The 16125-nt window shown below is 35.6% G+C and carries 16 protein-coding genes and 2 tRNA genes; 5 read left to right on the top strand and 13 right to left on the bottom strand.

Features of this window, described 5'->3' with window-relative positions; all coding sequences use genetic code 11:
- Positions 1–4: 4 nt before the first annotated feature.
- Complete coding sequence (kynU, locus tag PBT91_RS03125) at positions 5–1279, bottom strand: kynureninase (protein ID WP_270060340.1); 1275 nt, start codon at positions 1277–1279, stop codon at positions 5–7.
- A 140-nt stretch (positions 1280–1419) separates the two neighbouring features.
- Here kynU and PBT91_RS03120 point away from each other — a divergent pair, with 140 nt between their 5' ends.
- Entirely contained in the window at positions 1420–2064 is a 645-nt protein-coding gene (locus PBT91_RS03120) for an O-methyltransferase (protein WP_270060339.1), read from the top strand.
- Here PBT91_RS03120 and PBT91_RS03115 read toward each other — a convergent pair.
- From PBT91_RS03115 to PBT91_RS03080, 8 genes are all read right to left on the bottom strand, one after another.
- Entirely contained in the window at positions 2061–2618 is a 558-nt protein-coding gene (locus PBT91_RS03115) for a phosphatase PAP2 family protein (RefSeq protein WP_270060338.1), read from the bottom strand. The two genes, PBT91_RS03120 and PBT91_RS03115, sit on opposite strands and share 4 nt — an antisense overlap.
- A gap of 13 nt (positions 2619–2631) precedes the next feature.
- On the bottom strand, positions 2632–2916 hold the full coding sequence (locus PBT91_RS03110; RefSeq protein WP_270061418.1) for a Sec-independent protein translocase subunit TatA/TatB: 285 nt from the start codon (positions 2914–2916) through the stop codon (positions 2632–2634).
- Between the two features lie 88 nt (positions 2917–3004).
- The gene (locus tag PBT91_RS03105; protein ID WP_270060337.1) at positions 3005–5308 is read right to left on the bottom strand and encodes a M1 family metallopeptidase; all 2304 of its coding nucleotides are present in this window, start codon (positions 5306–5308) and stop codon (positions 3005–3007) included.
- 57 nt (positions 5309–5365) lie between these two features.
- Positions 5366–5872, bottom strand: coding sequence for a DUF6702 family protein (locus PBT91_RS03100; RefSeq protein WP_270060336.1), 507 nt, complete (start codon positions 5870–5872; stop codon positions 5366–5368).
- An 88-nt stretch (positions 5873–5960) separates the two neighbouring features.
- Positions 5961–6752, bottom strand: coding sequence for a hypothetical protein (locus tag PBT91_RS03095; RefSeq protein ID WP_270060335.1), 792 nt, complete (start codon positions 6750–6752; stop codon positions 5961–5963).
- Positions 6742–7491: a hypothetical protein gene (locus PBT91_RS03090; protein ID WP_270060334.1), complete on the bottom strand. Its 750-nt coding sequence runs from the start codon at positions 7489–7491 to the stop codon at positions 6742–6744. The genes PBT91_RS03095 and PBT91_RS03090 overlap by 11 nt, the downstream gene beginning before the upstream one ends.
- A gap of 15 nt (positions 7492–7506) precedes the next feature.
- A complete protein-coding gene (locus PBT91_RS03085; protein WP_270060333.1) occupies positions 7507–8322 on the bottom strand; it encodes a hypothetical protein in 816 nt (271 codons plus the stop codon).
- Positions 8323–8447: 125 nt separating this feature from the next.
- The gene (locus tag PBT91_RS03080) at positions 8448–9257 is read right to left on the bottom strand and encodes a hypothetical protein (protein WP_270060332.1); all 810 of its coding nucleotides are present in this window, start codon (positions 9255–9257) and stop codon (positions 8448–8450) included.
- 112 nt (positions 9258–9369) lie between these two features.
- Between PBT91_RS03080 and pepE the strand changes: the two genes are divergently transcribed.
- Positions 9370–10077 (top strand): dipeptidase PepE, encoded by a 708-nt coding sequence (gene pepE, locus PBT91_RS03075; protein ID WP_270060331.1) that lies wholly within the window; start codon positions 9370–9372, stop codon positions 10075–10077.
- 2 nt (positions 10078–10079) lie between these two features.
- Positions 10080–10994, top strand: a complete 915-nt coding sequence (locus PBT91_RS03070) for a glutaminase (protein ID WP_270061417.1) — start codon at positions 10080–10082, stop codon at positions 10992–10994.
- A gap of 143 nt (positions 10995–11137) precedes the next feature.
- Here PBT91_RS03070 and rpsT read toward each other — a convergent pair whose 3' ends face one another.
- From rpsT to proS, 4 genes are all read right to left on the bottom strand, one after another.
- Positions 11138–11389: a 30S ribosomal protein S20 gene (gene rpsT / locus PBT91_RS03065; RefSeq protein WP_270060330.1), complete on the bottom strand. Its 252-nt coding sequence runs from the start codon at positions 11387–11389 to the stop codon at positions 11138–11140.
- Between the two features lie 29 nt (positions 11390–11418).
- Positions 11419–11490: transfer RNA gene (locus PBT91_RS03060), tRNA-Glu, on the bottom strand.
- Positions 11491–11554: 64 nt separating this feature from the next.
- Positions 11555–11626 (bottom strand) — tRNA-Glu (locus PBT91_RS03055).
- A gap of 84 nt (positions 11627–11710) precedes the next feature.
- On the bottom strand, positions 11711–13189 hold the full coding sequence (gene proS / locus PBT91_RS03050; RefSeq protein WP_270060329.1) for a proline--tRNA ligase: 1479 nt from the start codon (positions 13187–13189) through the stop codon (positions 11711–11713).
- A 108-nt stretch (positions 13190–13297) separates the two neighbouring features.
- On the opposite strand from proS, the gene PBT91_RS03045 reads away from it, so the two are divergent.
- Both PBT91_RS03045 and PBT91_RS03040 read left to right on the top strand, forming a co-directional pair.
- A complete protein-coding gene (locus tag PBT91_RS03045) occupies positions 13298–14488 on the top strand; it encodes a hypothetical protein (RefSeq protein WP_270060328.1) in 1191 nt (396 codons plus the stop codon).
- 84 nt (positions 14489–14572) lie between these two features.
- A complete protein-coding gene (locus PBT91_RS03040; RefSeq protein WP_270060327.1) occupies positions 14573–16087 on the top strand; it encodes an OmpP1/FadL family transporter in 1515 nt (504 codons plus the stop codon).
- Positions 16088–16125 lie beyond the last annotated feature (38 nt).

Genomic DNA, 16125 nt, shown 5'->3' with positions numbered 1-16125 from the left:
AGTATTATTCCAAAATCCCTCTTTTTAAGATCTGTCCAAATTCGTACATATCTTCATAAGAACAGTAGAAAGGTGCCGGTGCTAGCCGAATCACATTGGGTTCTCGCCAGTCTGGGATTACGCCATTTTTCATTAAATAATTAAAAAGTTCTTTTCCTTCTCCGTGCAAAAACACAGAAAGCTGCGTGCCTCGTTCTTTCTGGTTTGCAGGGGTAATTACTTCAAAAGAACTATCGACCTTTTTATCTATTTCGTGTAAAATAAACTCCAAATAAGCAACGATCTTATTTCTCTTCTCGATAAGCGCATCCATCCCCACCTCATCAAACATTTCTAAAGATGCTAGATAAGGAGCTAAAGCAAGCACGGGAGCATTACTAATTTGCCAGGCATCTGCACCATCTTCCGGTTGAAATTCAGGTTCCATTAAAAAGCGACGCTCTTTGTTGTGCCCCCACCAACCTTCAAATCTTGGAATATCTTTTTGATTATGATATTTCTCATTTACAAAACAACCCGATGCATTGCCGGGACCGCTATTCATGTATTTATAACTACACCATGCGGCAAAATCTACTTCCCATTCGTGCAATTTCAATTCGATATTTCCGGCTGCATGGGCCAAATCCCATCCTACAAAAGCGCCAATTTTATGTCCTGCTTCTGTAATAGTTTTCATATCGAAAACCTGCCCGGTATAATAATTCACCCCGCCAATTAATACTAAGGCGCACTCCTCGCCTACCTCTTCAATCTTTGCAAGAATATCTTCGGTTCTAAAATTATGCTCGCCGTCTCGTTTTTTTAATTCAACTATAGCATCAGACGGATCATAACCATGAAAACGAACCTGACTGGAAATCATATATTGATCGCTTGGAAAAGCTTTTTCTTCACAAATAATCTTATATCGCTTCTCTGTAGGCCTATAAAACGACACCATCATTAAATGCAAATTTACCGTTAGCGTATTCATCACAGAAATTTCTTTTGGCTTTGCTCCGACAACTTTAGAGAGTTTTTCAGCAAAACGCTCGTGATAATCCCACCATGGCTTTCCTGCTTGAAAATGACCTTCAACTGCCAAATTTCCCCAATCGGTCATGATCTCATTTACATAATTTTGTGCTGATTTTGGCTGTAATCCCAAAGAATTTCCGGTAAAATAAATAGCATCTTTTCCATTTCTCTGCGGAAAAATAAATTCTTTACGATATTTTGCTAAAGGATCTTTGGCGTCTAATTGCTGAGCAAATGTGCGGGAATTTTCAAATTGCATGTGACTAGTAATTTTGGCTAAAATACAATTTAGCTTTACAATCTTCGTAAAACAATATTGAAGCTTTTGTGAATATTTAGAGTTGAAAATTGTTAAATATCCAAGCCGTTTATTTTAGTATTTTTGCTGAAATTTTTTTTATGGAGTTTTTGTCTGAAAGCATTATTGAATATTGCGAAAATCATTCTGAAAAAGAACCTGGATATTTAGCAAAACTGAATCGGGAAACACATCAAAAAGTGTTGCAACCGCGCATGCTAAGCGGGCATTATCAGGGACGTTTATTAAGTTTAATCTCAAAACTGGTAAATCCTAAGCACATTTTGGAGATCGGTACCTACACAGGCTATTCTGCACTTTGCTTGGCAGAAGGACTGCAGCCAGAAGGTAAATTACACACGATCGATATAAATGAAGAACTTTTTGACTTTCAGCAGAAATATTTTCAAAAATCAGCATTTAAAGATCAGATTATTCAGCATTTGGGCGATGCGACTGCTATAATACCACAATTAGACCTCAGCTTCGACCTGGTTTTTATTGATGCAGACAAGCCAAATTATCCAAAATATTTTGAAATAATTATGGAGAAAATGAATCGGGGCGGATTGATCCTATCTGATAATGTATTGTGGAGTGGTAAAGTTTTAGAGAAAGTAAAAAAGAATGATACTTCTACTGAAGCATTATTAAAATATAATAAAATGCTTGCTGAAGACGAGCGGGTTGAAACTGTGGTTTTACCACTTCGCGACGGGCTTACCTTAAGTCGGGTTAAAAATTAATAAAATCGATATTCGTATTTCAGGTAGATTTTATAGAAAATCCAAGCCATAATTACTCCTACCAATCCTCCTACAAAAAGATCTCCAGGATAATGAACCCCTACAAAAATTCGGCTAAGTGAAAGCATAATTGCCCAGATATAGAGTAACCAAATCCATTTATATGTTTTTCGCAGCACCAGTATTACAAAAGTTGCCAATACAAATGCTGAAGAAGTATGTCCTGAAAAAAAGCTAAAATTAGTAGGCTCCTGAAGTATTCTTATAATTTGATTAATATCAGGATTATTATTAGGACGCATTCTACTTACCAAATGTTTAGTCAAAGAGGTAAGACCAAAAGTAGCAACCCAGGATAATAATAGAAATACAGAAGAATAAATAGCTTTCTTTTTATGAAATGCCAAGAAGAATAAAAAGAAAAATAGGACATATAAAGGAATCCAATGCCTAATTTGCGTAAACCAAATCCAGAAATTGTCGTAATCTTCAATTCCTAAACCATTGAGATATACAAATAATTCTCTATCCCACTGTTTTAGTTGATCTAACATTGAATAAAATAAATTAGAATTTGCGTCTTACAGAGCCGGTAATCTCATCGATATCTTCCTTAACCTTATCGATTTCACCTTTTACATCTTTAGTGATGCTTTTAGTATCTATTCCCTGTTTATCTGCGCTTTTGGTAATTTCAGTTTTAATGTCATCTGATGCATTTCGCAACATCCGCATTCCTTTACCCATTCCTCGAGCAATTTCAGGAATCTTATCTGCACCAAATACCATCACTAGAATAAAGATGATAAATCCAATCTCTGCGCCACTAATAAATAACGGAAGTGTTGTCATCATATCAAAAACAAATATATATACAAATATCAGCATAAAAAAAGCCGACTCGTTAAAGTCGGCTTAAAAATTTATCAACTTTTTTTGACTATCCGTCAGATTTATTTTTAAACTCTTCAAACTCATTAGGAGTTTCTTCTTTTGGCCAGCTATTATTGCTTAAATCAACATCTGCTGTTTCTAAATCTGGATCTACCACTACCTTGGTAATTTCTTTATTAGAAGCGATAGTTTTTACAACATCGCTATCATTTTTCATCCAAACCTGTACAGGATATCTTTTCATCTCAGTAGAACCATCGGCATAAGTAAGTTCTACAATTAAAGGCATCACTAAACCACCTGGCTTATTGAAAGTAACCTGATAGAAATATTTTGGTACTTCTAAATTATTACGCTCTTCAGCAGAAAAATTATCCATTACATAAGCATTAAGTTTTTCAGAATTTTCTAAAATGCTTTTGCCTTCCATACTTTTCTCAAACTCTTCGTTTCCTTCTTCTACTACATAAATGGCATCAATTTCATCTGGATTAGCACCGTAACGTTCTAAAAGTTCAAGCCCTTCTTTTGTTTGCTTATCGGTAACGTAGTATTTCTTAACATCTTCTACACCAATGTCTGTATAATCTGTGCTGTAAAACCATCCTCTCCAGAACCAGTCTAAATCTACTGCTGAAGCATCTTCCATAGTTCTAAAGAAATCTTCTGGCGTTGGGTGTTTAAACATCCATCTTTGAGAATAGGTATGGAAAGCATGATCAAACAACTCACGCCCCATAACAGTTTCTCTTAAAATATTCAGCGCTGTTGCCGGCTTACCATAAGCATTATTCCCTAGTTGGTAAACCTCTTCTGGATTTGCCATAATTGGTGCAATAAAATCCTGGTTTCCTTTCATGTAAGGAACAATATTAGCTGGGATACCACGACGAGATGGGTATTTGTCGTAACCTTCTATAGCTTCAGGATATCTTTCTCCAAATTCCTGCTCAGCTAAATATTGCACAAAGGTATTAATACCTTCGTCCATCCAACCCCATTGGCGCTCATCACTATTCACGATCATTGGAAAGAAATTATGTCCTACTTCGTGAATAATAACTCCCATCATCCCAAATTTAACGCGGTCGCTATATTCTCCATTTTCGTCTGGACGACCATAGTTCCAACAAATCATAGGATACTCCATTCCTTGATTTTTAGCATGTACTGAAACTGCTTTGTGATAAGGATAAATAAAAGTATGATCTGAATAGCTCTCTAATGTAGAAGCTACTACTCTGGTAGACCATTTTTCCCAAAGTGGATTACCTTCTTTTGGGTAAATTGATACTGCCATTACATCGCTGTCGTCATTCATTTTAACAGCCATCATATCTAAGATAAATCTTCTTGATGTGGCAAAAGCGAAATCTCTAACCATCTCGGCCTTGTACGTCCAGGTTTTTGTTTTCTTTTCAAAATCTTTAGAAGCTTCTACCGCTTCTTCTTGTGTTCTAATAATTACAGGCTCGTCGTAAGATTTTTTTGCTTTCTTAAAACGTTTCATCATGTCTTTAGTATAGACATCATCACGATTTTGAAGTTCTCCTGTTGCTTCCATTACATGGTCTGCAGGCACGGTAATATTAACTTCGTAATCTCCAAATGGAAGGGCAAATTCTCCACTACCCCAAAACTGCATGTTTTGCCATCCTTCAACATCGTTGTAAACAGCCATTCTTGGGAAAAACTGGGCAATTTCGTAAGCTCTGTTTCCATCCTCAAATTGCTCATAACCAGAACGTGCTCTATTGGTAACGTGATTGTTTACATTATACCACCATTTTACGCTGAATGTGAAGCTCTCCCCTGCCTCTAAAGGCTCTGGAAGATCGATACGCATCATTGTATTATTGATGGTATATGATAATTTATCACCATCTGTTTTTACTTCCTCGATATTAAAACCACCGTCAAAAGGTTGTTTTAAATATTGGTCGGCAAAACGACCAGTTTGAGCAACAGGCGCCATACCGCTAGATCCTTTTTCTAGAGCTGGAGCATCTTTTTTACGGATGTTTTGATCTAATTGCATCCATAGATACTCTAGTTTATTTTTTGAATTGTTGTGATAAGTTATGGTTTCTTCGCCGCTTAGCTTTGTATTTTCATCATCTAAAACGATATCCATTTGATAGTCGGCTTCGTTTTGATAATAGGCTTCACCAGGCGCTCCAGAGGCAGTACGATACATACTAGGATCTCTAAATTCCTGGTATAATTGTCTAAATTTGTTTTGGTTAGTATGTCCCTGCGGTTTGGGGGTTTCTTGTTGCTCTTCCTGGGCGTTCACTCCTGTAATTGCAAACAATAAAAACGCTGAACATATCAGTTTGATTGTTTTCATGTATGATTAATTTGTTAAATATTGCTAAAAATAAATAATTTCTTCAGGGATAGAAGACTAATCGTCGAAATTTAACACATCTGTATCTGCATTTCTCATTAACATCAGGCTTTTAATATCATCTTTTACCTTCACATTAACCACGTTTTTTTGCTCATCAAACAGATCGGTTAGAATTGCATTCGTAATTTTTATTGAATTAAATGTCTCGACGTTTTCACCCTCAATAAATAATATTAGTTGATCCTTATCGTATTTTTTTCCTAGATAATGCAGTGCAATGGGTTTCCCATCTGCTGAAATTTGAAGTTTTGATTTTAGATATTTCTGAATTAATTTTTCTACAGGACCCTTTTCTGCTTCTACAGATAAAGTGATAGTTTCTCCATATCGTTGCTCTAAAACATCTTGAAAATCATCTATAAACACTTTTGAAATTATCTGCAGATCCTTCTTGTCTTCTTTATATTCAATTTCAGTGACACTTAAATAGAATTTATGTGAGGTCGCGCTCAAACAAAGGCAAGCCAAAATAAATGCTATTAAAAATCTGTATTTTTTCATTTCGACAATTTTACTTCAGAATAACAAATTTTAGTCCAAAGTACGAAGTTCACTATTTCTGGGGACTTTTTAAGATTTATGTTGAAATTTATCGATTTTCATTAGTGCTTTCAAGCTTTGGAACATCGCCTTTCCTGCTAATTTCTTTAAAGTCTTCTGCCTGTTTTTCAAAATATGCAATCAACGCTAAGGTGTCATCTTCAGCAATTAATTTTTGAAGATTGCTATTATTATTCCGCGCACAATAAAACATAAAGTTTATTACTTCCCATTCCTCTAAGCCAAAGTCTTCAACAAAAATACCTTTTGGTATACTTTCTAATAATTGGTAGGCTTCACCTTGTAATTCATAATTTTTCTGCGCTTTTTTCAAATACTTTAAATCACCATTTAGCGCACCTATCAACATTCCTAAACCGCCACCGTAAGATCCCATTTTTCGTTGTGCCATGGTTAGGTTTTTCCTAGGAGGAGGAAGAAACATAAGTGGCTTCACCTTTATATTCTGGATATCACCTTCTAAATTGCCGGTAAGTTTTATGTTATTAAGATGAACCGTTTCTAATCGATTTACTTCTTCTGTTAGCTCGATCTCCAAAAATCCTTTCGCTATAATTTCTTTGGTAATCACCACATATTTATTTTCAAACTGTACGGAAGAAAACAAGATACTATCATTTTCTTTTACGGTTAACCCAAACCTGCCATCAGATTCGCTAACGGTTCCCGTTTCAGCAGTAATATTTAATATATTCACAAAAGCTTCTCCTATCGAGTCGTTTACAATCTGCCCTGTTAAATCCTGGCGCTGCTGTGAAAATACAGCATTACAAAAGCAAAATAGGAGTAATAAAAAAAGTAAGATTCTATTATTTCCCATCAGTTTGTTTTTGCCACTCCAAACTTTTTTCTTTCAGAAAAACTACTAGATCCCCCTTCCTATCAAAATTAACAAGGGTATCAAAATAAGAATCTTCAGCACAGAAATAAAGAAAAAGCATTTGTTCTGTTTCCTTGATATTAATCGTTTTAAAAAAATCTGAAGGCAACATCAATAAGGCTTTTTCAATTCTCGAATCGTAATCCATATTTGCCTTTATCTTTTTTAATTTTTGGCGATCTCCTGAAATTGTATTTAGTAACAGATTTGAAGGATCACCTCCTGTGGCGGCAATTTTCCGATCGATTAAAGAAGGGATATCTTGTCTAAGCTGGGGAGCATGAAGTTCGTATTTATCATAAAACTGAATTTTACTAAAGTCTTTATCTAAATCCCCCACAAGATTAGAGTTAGAAATATATACCTCTTCAAGTTGATTAACGCCCGGCACTAAAATAACTTCTAAAAATTTAGAAGCAATAATAGATTTTGTAATGATTACTTCTTTTTTTTGAAATTGAACAGAAGAAAATTGTAAGGTATCATTTTCACTAATCTCAACAACAAAGCGACCTTCACGATCATTAGTCGTTCCTTTATGGGCTGAAATATTTATAATATTGATAAAAGAATACTCTAAACTATCGGCAATAACTTTCCCCTCCAAAGACACAGGTTGTTGGGCGGTAAGTACCGCTTGTGTAAAAAATAAAATAAAACAGATGATAATCTTTCGCACTAAAAACGTTTTAAACTAATTCGATATTAAAACATCATCTTCAGACTTCTTATCCAAATTTTTAAGAAAAATCTTAGACTCCTTTTTATAAAACTCTAATAACTTCAATTTATTATCGGCAGTAAGCAATTCTACATATTCTGGCTGAGAAAAACAATGATTTAAAAATAGAAATAAATGCTTTTCATCTAGATTACATGATTCAATAAGAAATGTTCTATGCAAGTCTAATTGAGTTTCAAGCGTGTTTTGCTCTTTAATATTTTTGTTCAGTTTTTTAAGCATTTTTGTTCTGCCACTCAAACCATTAATTATTGGGTCCAAAGGCACACTACCCAAAAAAATTGCGTACCATTTAAATCGTGTATCCCCGGGACCAGTTGTTGCAGTGTAAAGTAATTTCTCTTCGTGACTAATCGGCATTTTTAATGACATTGGTGCATTTAGTGCGTATTTGTCATTTATTGGCATATTTTTTAAATCTGAAGCTAAATTACCGGAAAGATTAGGAAGTTTAACTTCATCCAAAAGATTTATAGCAGCTTCTAAATACACTTCTAAAAATGCATTTTTGTAGACTTTCGAATTCACCACAACTATTTTCTTTTTAAACTGAACAGAAGAAAATAAGATGCTATCATTTACTGAAGCCTTAATTGTGAACTTTCCAGATGCTTCACTAGAAGTCCCTCGCCCAGAAGAAAGATTTATGATATTGATTAAACTGGAATCCAAAGAATCTGCAACAATCCTTCCCTCGATAACTTTAGATTGTGAAAAAACCGAAGGACATATAGCAAGTAAAATGCTAAATAAACTAAGAAAACGCAATTAATTTTTGATTGATGATTACTAAATATTAAATCAATTCCATAGGTTTTTTACACCATTTAGAATAGACTTCTAATTTATATAACTAACATCGCGTTAAAAAAGTACAATTAAATTAAAGAAAATCAATCAAGCGTATCCACTTTGGCATTAAGATAAGATTGATAGGCTTGTCGCTGTTCTACTAAAAACTGAATAATATCCAAGTCATTTTCTTCAGAAAGCATTTGCCCATCTAAACCATTATCAGCTGCAAAAAAAACAAAGTCGTTTACTTGATTGGCCTCTAGATTGAGTGTTTCTTTAAAAAAATCATTACTATACATTTCTTTAATTTCATCATCTAACTGGTCGTATGGAATTACTCTATAATCGGTATCTTTTTCGCCGTAGGTACCAGCTATAACTTTAAAAACATTAATAAGATTTAGCCCGTTTACCATATAGGTTCTACTGGATAATTCAGCTTGATTACGAACGGGATAACTGTAAGGCGTTACTATTTTAGAGTTTTCGAGCGTGGTAGTTGCTGTATCTGGTAACTGAGCCGGCGTTACCTTTATTCGATTAAGGTCTACACGCACCGATCCTGTTAGGCTCCCTTTTACGACATTTACTTCAGGAAGTTCATTTACCGCGACATTCACAGCGACATTCAGCATTCCAGATTCTAACATTTCTTCAGTAACTCTAACTGAAAATTGCTCAAACTGAAGGGAAGAAAATACCAAACGATCATTCAAACCTGCATTAATTTTAAATTGTCCAATTTTGTTAGAAATAGTTCCTTTACTGGTAGATTCATTAAAAATGGTAATTCCATCAGGCTCGTCTGTTTCCGGAACGTTAATACCCCCGGTAATTTGAACACGATTGTCCTGTGCAAAAATGCTTGCTGAAATAAATAAAATTAGAATAGAAAGTTTTCGGATCATGGGTTGAAGGCTTTCTCTAAATTAAGAATTCCTTTATTAATATTCGTAATATGCCCCACGTAAACTTTTGTTAAAAGACTCTTTTCTATCTACTTTTGCTAAAACTATGAAAATGAAAAAAGCGATACTTGCCAGTACCTCAACTTTGCATGAAGAAGAATACTTAGCCTATTTGACTGCACATTTAAATAATCTCTACGGAAAGGATAAAGAGGTCTTATTTATACCCTTCGCAAGACCTGGTGGAATAAGCCATGATGCTTATACAAATAAAGCAAAAGAGGCATTCAAAAAGGCAAATCTTAACTTAAAAGGAATTCATGAATTTGAAAATCCATTGGACGCTTTAAAAAATGCTGATGGAATATTTACTGGTGGTGGTAATACTTTTTTACTTGTTAGCGAATTGTATCGCCATGGAATAATGGAAACCTTGCGTCAAGTTGTTTTATCGGGCACACCGTATATGGGTACAAGTGCGGGAACCAATATTACCGGTTTAACTATGGGCACGACAAACGATATGCCTATAATTCAGCCAAAATCATTTAAAACGCTAGGTCTTGTTCCTTTCAATATAAATCCGCATTATTTAGATCCAGATATTAATTCAACACATAAAGGAGAAACAAGAGAAACAAGAATTAAAGAATTTCATCATATAAATACGCAACCTGTAGTTGGTCTACGCGAAGGAAGCTGGCTAGAATTAAATGGTAAAGAGATCACTCTTAAAGGTAAACTTTCTGCAAGAGTTTTTGAATGTAATAAAGAACCTTACGAAATAGAACCGGAAACCATCTTAACAAATCTCAATTAATGATAGATTATCAGCAAATTTTAAATACCATCCAGGAAGAAATGAGCTATAGGGATGTTAAAGGAAAGGTAGCTGCCTACATTCCTGAACTTGCCAAAGTTGACCCTAAAAAGTTTGGCATGCACCTTTATAGAAGCGAAAACGAAATTTATGGTTTTGGAGATCACGAAGAGAAATTTTCTATCCAGTCTATCAGTAAAGTATTTACGTTATCACTTGCAATTCGCAATTTAGGAAGTAAAGTTTGGGAACGTGTTCATGTAGAGCCTTCCGGAAACCCTTTTAATTCATTAATGCAACTGGAGCAAGATAGAGGTATCCCTAGAAATCCATTTATCAATTCAGGTGCTTTGGTAATTTGCGACATTTTAGTTGATATTTTGGAAGATCCTAAACAAGAATTATTGGATTTTGTACGAAAGATTACAGGAGAAGACGACATAGAATATGATGAAAAAGTTGCGCAATCTGAATTATCATCAGGGTATCGAAATATAGCTTTGGTAAACTACATGAAGGCTTTGGGAAACATAAAGTGTGACGTTGATAAGATTATAGATTTTTATTTCTACTCTTGTTCTCTAAGCATGTCTTGTAAATCTCTAGCCAAGGCATTTATGCTATATGCTAATAAAGGCGAGATTTTACGAACCGGCGAGCAAGTATTAAACCCAAGTACAGTAAAACGATTAAACGCCTTGATGCAGACCTGTGGATTCTACGATGAATCTGGCGAATTTAGTTTTGAAGTAGGCTTACCCGGTAAGAGTGGCGTTGGTGGAGGTATAGCAGCAATCCATCCGCAACAGTATTCGGTTGCTGTATGGAGCCCTGTTCTTAACAAAAAAGGAAACTCTGAATTAGGAATGAAGGCTTTAGAAAGACTTACTACTTTAACAGGCTTATCGGTATTCTAATTTTTAAATACTGAAAAACAACAAAAGCTCCTTCGCAATTAACGAAGGAGCTTTAATTTTTCCTTAAAGCTTAAGAATAAAAAAATGCTCCCCGATAAAGAGAGCATTCCTCTATAAATTGAACACTTATAAATAATTCTAAATTAAAGCGCAGCTACGTGTTTAGCTAGCTTAGACTTTAAGTTAGAAGCTTTATTTGTGTGTATTACGTTTTTCTTAGCTAACTTATCAATCATAGAAGCTACAGAAGGATAAAGCGTTTCCGCCTCTTTCTTATCCTCAGTTTCACGCAATTTTTTGATTGCGTTTCTTGTAGTTTTATGCTGATAGCGATTCCTAAGCCTTTTAGCCTCGTTGCTACGGATTCTCTTTAACGCTGACTTATGATTTGCCATTACAAATAATTTAATTAATTCTTTAAAAGTAGTCCGTAGGGGAATCGAACCCCTGTTACCAGGATGAAAACCTGGCGTCCTAACCCCTAGACGAACGGACCAAATATTCTCAATAATTCATGCCATTTAAGGCTTCACTACAACACAATTACTTGTGTTATTTCGTAGTCCGTAGGGGAATCGAACCCCTGTTACCAGGATGAAAACCTGGCGTCCTAACCCCTAGACGAACGGACCAACATTCTTTTTGTTTCAATGCGGATGCAAAAATACAACTTTTTTTAAATGCCGCAAATCTTCCGCAAAAAAAATTAAAAAAAATTAATAAGCCTTTGCAAAGAGCACTCTCCCTTTAGAAGGTTCTCCAGTTAAAACGCAGGCTCCGGCTTCTTCTTCCCTTTCAAAAGGCACACATCTAATTGTTGCTTTTGTTAAGCTTTTGATCTTATTTTCGGTTTCTGAAGTACCATCCCAGTGCGCAGATATAAAACCTCCCTTATCTTTCAACACTTTTTTAAACTCATCAAAGCTATCTACTTTTGTAACATGTTCATCTCGAAAGTTTCTTGCCTTATCAAATAAAGCATCCTGAATTTCCTCCATTAAGCCTGATACTTTATCTACAACACCATCCATCTGCACAAACTCTTTAGTAAGCGTATCTCTTCTTGCAAGCTCTACGGTTCCTTTCTCCAAATCCTTAGGCCCAATAGCTAAACGTACCGGAACGCCTTGCAATTCATATTGTGCAAACTTCCATCCCGGCTTCTGCGTATCTCGATTATCAAATTTAACTGACACTCCTTTAGCGCGTAAATCTTTTACTAATTGATTAGCTACTTCTGAAATTTGATCTAATTGTTCTTCATTTTTATAAATAGGAACAATCACCACCTGTATTGGCGCCAATTTTGGAGGCAGCACTAAACCTTTATCATCGCTATGCGTCATGATCAAGGCACCCATCAAACGAGTTGAAACTCCCCAGGAAGTTGCCCAAACATGTTCCAAACCTCCTTCTTTAGTTGCAAACTTTACATCAAAAGCCTTAGCGAAGTTCTGACCTAAAAAGTGAGATGTACCAGCTTGCAATGCTTTACCATCCTGCATTAAAGCTTCTATACAATATGTTTCTACCGCCCCAGCGAAACGCTCGTTAGCTGTTTTAGCTCCTTTAATTACAGGAGTAGCCATAAATTTTTCGGCAAACTCAGCATAAATATCATTCATTTGCTTTGTTTCTACCAGCGCTTCCTGTTTAGTAGCATGAGCTGTATGCCCTTCTTGCCACAGAAACTCTGATGTTCTAAGAAACAAACGTGTTCTCATTTCCCAACGAACGACATTAGCCCATTGGTTTATAAGAATAGGTAAATCTCTATAGGACTGCACCCAATTTTTATATGTATTCCAGATAACCGCTTCTGAAGTTGGTCTAACCACAAGCTCTTCTTCCAGCTTAGCTTCAGGATCTACAATTAATTTTCCTTTGTTTTCCTCGTCGTTCTTAAGTCGATAATGAGTTACCACCGCACATTCTTTGGCGAATCCTTCAGCATTTTTCTCCTCGGCTTCAAAAAGGCTTTTGGGGACAAAAAGAGGAAAATAGGCATTTTGATGTCCTGTTTCTTTAAACATTCTATCTAATTCAGCCTGCATTTTTTCCCAAATTGCATAGCCATATGGTTTTATTACCATACAACCTCTAACTGCTGAATTCTCAGCTAAATCTGCTTTTACAACAAGTTCGTTGTACCACTTCGAATAGTCTTGCGCTCTGCTAGTTAAATTCTTACCCATTATCTTTTTTTGGCATAAATATTGTATTTTAAAGTATACAATATAAACTTATTTTGTTAGCGCAAAACTAACTAAATTTGTAATGTTCAACAATTAAATAACTCGCTAATGATAAGCAATACTAAATTACACAAAAGAACATCTGTTTTCATTACACCTGTGTTGTTGCTGTTGTTAGCATCATGTGGTTCTTACCAATACTCAGGTTACAACGATGGTATTTATGGAGAATCTTCGAGAACTGTAGATCGTCCACGTACTGGCTATGAAAGACCTCAAAGTGCTGATGAGCAACGAGAGGAAAAACTTAATGAAGCAAATTCCTATTATAAAAATATGTTTGCTCAGCAATCTGCAATGCTAGATGATGCTATGCAGGAAGATGCTGTTTTTACTGATATAGACACGTATTCCTCCAACTCAGGTTATGCTGAAGATGAAGAGATGTATAACGAAAATGGGGAAATGGCCTACAATGGATCTTACGCTCCATGGGGACAAGGTGATGCTGATGATATCACGGTAAACATTTATAACAACAACGTAGGAGGTTTTTGGAACAGAGGATTTTACGGCCCATGGGGTGGCGGTTTTTATGATCCTTATTACGGTGCTGGTTTTGGTTGGGGCTGGAACGGCTACGGAGGCTTCTACAACAGACCTTATTGGAATATCGGATGGGGATGGGGATCACCTTATTATGGAGCCGGATGGGCTTACGGATATGGCGCTGGTTTCTATTCACCATGGTATTATGGTGGCGGAAGATGGAATGGACGTTATTACGGAGGTGGTTATTATAACAACTACCAAAGATATTACAACAATAACCGCTATTCTTACATGAATTCTCGTAGAGGCTCTAGAAGTTCTTATAGCACTGCAGTAAATAGAAGAGAAAGCTCAAATACAAGATCAAGAAGTAATTCTTCATATTCTAGAAGAATTCGTGAGATTAGAAGTTCTGATCGTAGCTCCAGAAGAGATAACTCATCTTCTGTAAGAAGCCGAGTTGCAGATCGTAACGATAATAACGTTTATACAAGATCTAGCAGAAGATCATCGAATTCTTACAGTAGAAGTAGTGATAGTAATACAAGATCTAGCAGATCTTATCAAACCAACACCAGATCTTCTACACCTAGTAGAACACGATCTGTTAGAACCTCTACTCCAACTAGAAGTTCAAGCTCTGTAGGACGAAGCAGTTCTTCAAGCAGCCGCTCTTCTTCAAGTAGATCTTCTAGCGGTTCTTCCAGAGGAGGAAGTTCCCGTAGTAGTCGTGGCGGAAGAGGTTAAACCCAACTTATATATTAAAATATCCTTACAACTTTAAAGTTGTAAGGTATTTTATTGCCTAATTTTGAATATAACACCTAGATTATGAAAAAAATTTTAGCCTTTGCAGTATTATCCCTAATGACTTTCAGCCAAATGAAAGCACAGGATATTACCGATGCATTAAGATATTCCCACACCAATCTTAAAGGCACAGCTAGATTTCAAGCGATGAGCGGGGCTTTTGGAGCACTTGGTGGAGATATATCTGCTATTGCAATTAATCCAGCGAGTTCAGCAGTTTTTTTAAATAGCGCTGTAACGTTAACACTTTCTGATGTTTCTAAAGAAAACACGACAGGCTTTAACAATAGTTTCAACAACAGTGATAACAGCGATTTTAATGCAAGTCAGGCTGGTTTCGTTCTTGTTTTTGATTCCAACAGCACCAACAATGATTTTACAAAATTTAGCTTCGGTGTAAACTTTGCTGAAGAGAATAATTATGACGATGCTTTTTTAGCTTCTGGATCTAGTAACGGCTCTATAGATCAATATTTTTTAGACTATGCACAGGGTATTCCGTTAGATCTTCTTATACCTTATGATGATGAATCGGTAGAAGATCTATATTCCTATTTAGGAGAAAATGAAGGTTTTGGAGCGCAGCAAGCGCTTTTAGCATACCAGGCATTCATTATCAATCCAGAAAGTGAAGATTTAGAGAATACCGCGTATAATTCTTCTGTCGCACCGGGGCAATTTCAGAATAATTACAACTACGTTTCCACCGGATTAAACGGAAAAATTTCTTTTAATTTTGCTGCAGAGTTTCAGAAGAAATTATATTTAGGTATAAATTTTAATATCCATTTTATCAATTATGATAGAACAACCAGGTATTTCGAAACCAATAATAACAATGGTAGTGAAACAAACGAAATAGCTTTTGTAAATACGCTTAGTACTGATGGAGATGGTTTTTCTGCACAACTAGGTGGTATTTATAAGATTACTGATAACATTAGAATTGGCGCTACTTATGATACCCCTACCTGGTATAATATTAGAGAAGAAACTGCGCAATCCTTAAGTTCCTATAGCGACGTTTTCAACGAAAATACTATTGTAAATCCTGATGTTGTTAATATTTATCCGGAATATACTTTAAAGACACCAGGAAAGCTAACGGCGAGCGGGGCGGTTGTGCTTGGTAGCCAAGGATTATTAAGTGTTGATTATAGTTACAAAGATTACTCTAATACTGAATTTAGGCCTGAAAATGATGGCGATTTTATCACCCAAAACGATATTATCTCAGATGAACTAACAGCAGTTTCTACGATTAAAATTGGTGGGGAATATCGAATTAACAATTGGAGTTTAAGAGGTGGTTATAGATATGAAGAAAGTCCATACAAAGATGGGATTACAATGAGCGACTTGGATAGCTATTCTGCAGGGATAGGATATAGCTTTGGCGCCTTCAAAATAGACGCTGCTTATACCAATACGCAGTTTTCAGAAAGCAGTTTTCTATATCAGACAGGACTAGCAAACAGAGCCAATATAGATAGAGAATTTTCTAGTTTAATATTTTCGCTAAGTTTTGGATTGTAGGTCAATATAAAAATCTTAATAACACAGTAAATCTTGCG

Origin of the sequence: Zunongwangia sp. HGR-M22 (assembly GCF_027594425.1) — a bacterium.
GTDB lineage: Bacteria > Bacteroidota > Bacteroidia > Flavobacteriales > Flavobacteriaceae > Zunongwangia.
Note: the sequence above shows the minus strand (reverse complement) of the source record. Positions and strands in the feature narration are given on the sequence as shown.

What these genes read in the sequence shown, in the direction of transcription:
- kynU (WP_270060340.1), bottom strand. Translation starts at nt 1,279, where the DNA reads ATGCAATTTGAAAATTCCCGCACATTTGCTCAGCAATTAGACGCCAAA.
- PBT91_RS03120 (WP_270060339.1), top strand. Translation starts at nt 1,420, where the DNA reads ATGGAGTTTTTGTCTGAAAGCATTATTGAATATTGCGAAAATCATTCT.
- PBT91_RS03115 (WP_270060338.1), bottom strand. Translation starts at nt 2,618, where the DNA reads ATGTTAGATCAACTAAAACAGTGGGATAGAGAATTATTTGTATATCTC.
- PBT91_RS03110 (WP_270061418.1), bottom strand. Translation starts at nt 2,916, where the DNA reads ATGACAACACTTCCGTTATTTATTAGTGGCGCAGAGATTGGATTTATC.
- PBT91_RS03105 (WP_270060337.1), bottom strand. Translation starts at nt 5,308, where the DNA reads ATGAAAACAATCAAACTGATATGTTCAGCGTTTTTATTGTTTGCAATT.
- PBT91_RS03100 (WP_270060336.1), bottom strand. Translation starts at nt 5,872, where the DNA reads ATGAAAAAATACAGATTTTTAATAGCATTTATTTTGGCTTGCCTTTGT.
- PBT91_RS03095 (WP_270060335.1), bottom strand. Translation starts at nt 6,752, where the DNA reads ATGGGAAATAATAGAATCTTACTTTTTTTATTACTCCTATTTTGCTTT.
- PBT91_RS03080 (WP_270060332.1), bottom strand. Translation starts at nt 9,257, where the DNA reads ATGATCCGAAAACTTTCTATTCTAATTTTATTTATTTCAGCAAGCATT.
- pepE (WP_270060331.1), top strand. Translation starts at nt 9,370, where the DNA reads ATGAAAAAAGCGATACTTGCCAGTACCTCAACTTTGCATGAAGAAGAA.
- rpsT (WP_270060330.1), bottom strand. Translation starts at nt 11,389, where the DNA reads ATGGCAAATCATAAGTCAGCGTTAAAGAGAATCCGTAGCAACGAGGCT.
- proS (WP_270060329.1), bottom strand. Translation starts at nt 13,189, where the DNA reads ATGGGTAAGAATTTAACTAGCAGAGCGCAAGACTATTCGAAGTGGTAC.
- PBT91_RS03045 (WP_270060328.1), top strand. Translation starts at nt 13,298, where the DNA reads ATGATAAGCAATACTAAATTACACAAAAGAACATCTGTTTTCATTACA.
- PBT91_RS03040 (WP_270060327.1), top strand. Translation starts at nt 14,573, where the DNA reads ATGAAAAAAATTTTAGCCTTTGCAGTATTATCCCTAATGACTTTCAGC.